This window comes from Calothrix sp. CBUCES-K 9914 (assembly GCF_059640475.1).
Genome location: NZ_JBXXZH010000432.1, coordinates 1 through 4,723, shown reverse-complemented (window position 1 = coordinate 4,723; position 4,723 = coordinate 1). Strand labels below are relative to the sequence as shown.

The following is a 4,723-nucleotide window of genomic DNA, read 5'->3' as shown; positions in this document are numbered from 1 at the left end:
TATATCTTTTTTATATCAGCAAAACTTAGCTTCAAAACAAAAAATGAACTAGGAAGTAATGATTCAGAACATAAATTAAATCAAATTCATGATAATGATTTTTTCGCCATCCTTAAACACTCAAACAAGTTTAAATATGAATCAGAAACCAATACAGAGACATAGTTATATTTCGGGAGAAGGGAAAAACCGTAAAAAAAGTATTAAAAAATTATCAAAATTTAAATTTTATGGATTAATTAGTTTAGTTATGCTTTCAATCATGAGCTTATATGGAATAAGCTCATTTGTTGCCAATCGTAACAATCAAAAAAATTCGGAATTGGCAAAGAATCAATCTATCAAAAAATCTTCAGATTCCCAACACCCAGTAACTTCAACAATAAGAGCGAATACTCCAGTCACAGTTCCCAGCAATAAATTTAAGCAGACTCCTGTTGTAGAGCAAACTATTGCAGCTTTACCACCAGTGACATTTGCCAATTCAGAATTTATCTACAATGTCATTACACCTCCAAACTTTCAGCCCAGTCAGAAATTAGATGGAATTGTCAAAGATTTAATCGAGTTAGCAAAAAAGAATCAAACATCTACTGATAATTTATCTATTACACTCATAGACTTAAACAAAAACACTATTGCTGGATATCAAGAAAATACACCAAGATTTCCTGCTAGCGTTGCAAAAATATTTTGGTTGGTAGCTCTTAAAGCTAAAATAAAGCAAGGAATCATTCCTTTTGACGCATCCGTTAATAATGAGATAAATCAACTAATTATTCAATCAGATAATGATGCTGCTAGTAATATTATTGACCGCATTACTTCTACACAAACATTTACAAAAAAAATAGACAAAGAACATTTTAAAGAATGGAAATCCAAACGAGAGTTTCTAAACTTGTTTTTTCAAAAAGCTGGTTATAAAAATATTAATATTACTCAAAAAACTTTTCCTATTCCCCATCTTAATATTCAAGAACCGCAAGGAACAGATTTACAAATACGTGGTGATAATCCAAATAAACCAATACGCAATAAAGTCACAACATACCACGCAGCTAGACTAATGTATGAAATAGTTACAGGTCAAGCCATTAGTCCACAATCTAGTAATGAAATGAAGGATTTATTAAGTAGAAACTTACAAACCTGGCAAGCAATACCATTAAACCCTGAAGAATTTCATCCTGTAAAGAATTTTTTAGGTGAATCTTTACCAGCAGATAAAGTTGAATTTGTGTCAAAAGCTGGTTGGACTACAAATTCACGTCAAGAAGTAGCATATGTAGTAACAAATGACGGTAAGGCTAGATATATCATTGCAGTTTTTGGAGATGACAAAACTTATGGTAAGAGTCAGAATATTTTTCCAAAAATGTCGCGTTTAGTTTTTGATAGAATGAACCGATAGATAAGTTATACATCCTTAAAAAATATCCGTTAGCCACGGCGCTTTCAATACTGCTCGGTTAAGAACTAAAATCCCCCCAACCCCCCTTGCTAAGGCAGGGCTGTTTCATTCCCTCTCAAACGAGATTTGTCAAGATGGTTAGCTATAAAAATCATAAGTATGGGTAGCTCGGAAATAGACTTTTAAGCACATAAATATAAGTGTGATTGTCTATTTTATCGGTGCCTTGCTAAGGGGGGCTAAAAATGCTCTTTTCCCCCTTCCGCACGCGCAAGGGGGGATCAATTCGCCAACAAAAAGCTTAACCGAGTAGTATTGATTTCACTCTTAATATTTATACGATTATTCGATATATTTGTACAATAACAAACTATGTTTATTATAATTGATACTAATGTTACAGGATATTTACTGAAAAAGTTTAAACAACTAACTCCTTTAAGAAGCTGTTAATCTTCTTTTTACGGATTTGACTTATGGTTATCACGCGCTACACAATTACATTACGGTAGCATTGCGATTATTTTAATATTGCTATATTTTTAGAGTAAACGTGCTAGTACATACAGCGCTATTAACCTTGCTCCTTGGAGATGGTATAAACAATGACTAGAGTATTTAGTACGGATGATGATTTCCCACAGTTGATAAATCGGGTTGCAAAGGGTAAAGACCGTATTATTATTGAACAGGAGGGTCATGCAACAGCAGCAATTATTACTTATGATGATTTAAAACGATTGGAAGTGATGGAAGCAAATTTACTCAAACAAGTTGAACAACAAGAGTACGAATGGTTAAAAGCTGCGCTTAAAAACCCAGCTTTTGATTTTCTTAAAGACTCACGGCAGGATATTTATACTTTGGCTGATGGAAAACCGTTCTATGATCCAGAGTTTATCAAGTCAGTAATCAGTGACCCAGATTTATACTCAATTACAGACCAGGAAGAAGTTATCTATACTCTAAATGACGGCAAACGATTCGATTACCAAGGGTAAAATTTTTCTTACACCTTTTCCGTTTGATGACTTATCAATCAGTAAGTTACGTCCTGCACTTTGCTTAACAAATCCCATTGGTTCCCGGCGCCATGTTATTTTGGCATATATTACCAGTGGTGTTCCAGCAGTTACAGTAGACACAGATATTGTTCTAGATTACAGCCATATAGACTTTTTAACATCAGGGTTGCAAGCCGCATCTACAATTAGGCTGCATCAGCTAGTAACAGTTTCAACTGTAGTTATTCAACGTGAACTTGGTACTTTGTCATTAGAAACGCAAGAAATTATTGCACAACGGTTATGCAACTTGCTTGATGAATAGTTAATTTTATTAAGTAAGTTTTAAATATCCTCGCTTGAAAATTTATATTCTGGCGCCAAAAGTTCCTAGAGGATAAGTCATGTATATATATCCTCGCTTGAAAATACACATCCCGGCGCCCCTCGTTATAATTCTTGTTCGGTGCGTGACGCTACAAGTCTTATAGCTACGTTGAGATTTCTTCGTAGCGTCACGCACCCTACCAGATATATTTAAAAAGTAATTGTAAGTTTTATTATATTTAAATGTTAAAAATATTAGTGATGGGTGCAACAGGAAACGTTGGTAGAGAAGTAATCAATTTACTTTTAAACTATAATTGTGATGTTTATGCAGCAGTTAGAAATCCTGAAGGAGCGCGCGCTGTTTTTAATAGTATAAACAGAAGCAATGTTACCTGTATTGAGTTTGACTTTACTAACCCTAGTACCTTTACAAGTGCTTTTGAAGGGGTTAACAAACTTTTCTTAGTGCGTCCACCTGCACTTGCCAATGTTCGTAAACAAATTGCACCAGCGTTAGAAGCTGCAAAACTTGCAGGTGTTAAACACATTGTTTTTCTTTCACTACTTGGCACCGAACGAAATCGAATTATACCACACTCGAAGATTGAGCAATACATTAATAAATTAAATATTCCTGCGACTTTTTTACGCGCGGGTTTCTTTATGCAAAATCTTAGTACTGTACATCTAAATGAGATACGAAGGGGAGGATTATTTATACCTGCTGGGAATGGTAAAACCAGTTTTATTGATGTTAGAGATATTGCCGCAGTTGCAGCACTTACTTTACTCGAAGATGGACATTTGGGAAAAGCTTATGCTCTGACTGGAAAAGAAGCACTAACTTATTATGAAGTAGCAGAAATATTTACATCAGTCTTGGGTAAACCAGTTAGTTATACAAACCCCTCATTATTCAGCTTTATTCAAAAATTGCGCGCGCAAGGATTACCAATTGATTTTATTTTAGTAATGGCAGGGATTTATACGACTACTCGTTTCGGATTTGCTGGTAGTATAACACCAGTTGTAGAGCAATTACTGAAACGCTCTCCAATAACTATTCAGCAGTTTGTTGAAGATTATCGGCAGTTGTGGATTTAGTTGTGAGTTCACATCTTACGGGAACTTTATGGTGTAGTAACAATTCCTCAAGTTGTAGCTGACAAGCGCGCGTGCTACTGACTCACTACCAGTTATTCAGACTTGGATTGCCCAACCACCTGATTGACCATAAATTCAGTTTGTGGCGCCAATATTGCAGGGAGCATCCAATGAATGGAAGAAACATAAATTATATGGCGCCAGAGACCTTACTATACTATATGGTTGGTCTAAAAAAGTCTATCTGCCGAAAGTGGATGCTCCCAACACTTCAAGCGATAAAAGCAGCTGGTATTAATACGGGAATGCTTAATGTACGTCGAGGGTGAAAAGGAGAAGGTCTAGACTTGTCAAATAAACTTAGACCTTGGCAAGGCTCTGGTTTTGCACAAAGTCAATGGATAAGTAAACCTAAAAAAGATTATCCAAATTTACCCACTCTTATTGTAATGTATGAAAAAGGTGAAAAAAACCGTGATTGGGATAATCAAGCTTTATATCTTCCAACGTTGATTCTACCTAAAAACAATTTTGTCTTTATGTTCAATTACTCGGAAGAGTTTGAAGAAAAAGATAATGATGATAATTACCAAGATATAGAAGATTAGCAAAAGCTTCAATTTTGTAAGCAATTGCTAGTGTTAAAGTCTGTGTGCCGACACTTTGTAGGTTATGCCAATCTGCGAACAGGAGTAGCACACAGATATGCTGTTAATAAATTGATGTTTTGTTTAACTATAAGATGTGTCAATACTGCAAGGGATAGCTTTTTGTAGCAGAACTAATCCCCCCTAACCCCCCTTAATAAGCAGGGCTGTTTCATTCCCTCTCAAATCGGATTTGTCAAGATGGTTAGCTATAAAAATCATAA

At 35.2% G+C, this 4,723-nt stretch carries 6 protein-coding genes; all 6 read left to right on the top strand.

Features of this window, described 5'->3' with window-relative positions; genetic code table 11:
* The first annotated feature begins 136 nt into the window (after positions 1 to 136).
* A complete protein-coding gene (locus tag AC2JBO_RS43255; protein WP_496959788.1) occupies positions 137 to 1,414 on the top strand; it encodes a serine hydrolase in 1,278 nt (425 codons plus the stop codon).
* 605 nt (positions 1,415 to 2,019) lie between these two features.
* Positions 2,020 to 2,415: a type II toxin-antitoxin system Phd/YefM family antitoxin gene (locus tag AC2JBO_RS43250; protein ID WP_496959787.1), complete on the top strand. Its 396-nt coding sequence runs from the start codon at positions 2,020 to 2,022 to the stop codon at positions 2,413 to 2,415.
* On the top strand, positions 2,384 to 2,743 hold the full coding sequence (locus tag AC2JBO_RS43245; protein ID WP_496959786.1) for a type II toxin-antitoxin system PemK/MazF family toxin: 360 nt from the start codon (positions 2,384 to 2,386) through the stop codon (positions 2,741 to 2,743). The genes AC2JBO_RS43250 and AC2JBO_RS43245 overlap by 32 nt, the downstream gene beginning before the upstream one ends.
* 245 nt (positions 2,744 to 2,988) lie before the next feature.
* Positions 2,989 to 3,852 (top strand): SDR family oxidoreductase, encoded by an 864-nt coding sequence (locus tag AC2JBO_RS43240; RefSeq protein WP_496959785.1) that lies wholly within the window; start codon positions 2,989 to 2,991, stop codon positions 3,850 to 3,852.
* Positions 3,853 to 4,022: 170 nt separating this feature from the next.
* The gene (locus AC2JBO_RS43235) at positions 4,023 to 4,181 is read left to right on the top strand and encodes a hypothetical protein (protein WP_496959784.1); all 159 of its coding nucleotides are present in this window, start codon (positions 4,023 to 4,025) and stop codon (positions 4,179 to 4,181) included.
* An 18-nt stretch (positions 4,182 to 4,199) separates the two neighbouring features.
* Positions 4,200 to 4,460, top strand: a complete 261-nt coding sequence (locus AC2JBO_RS43230; RefSeq protein ID WP_496959783.1) for a hypothetical protein — start codon at positions 4,200 to 4,202, stop codon at positions 4,458 to 4,460.
* Positions 4,461 to 4,723 lie beyond the last annotated feature (263 nt).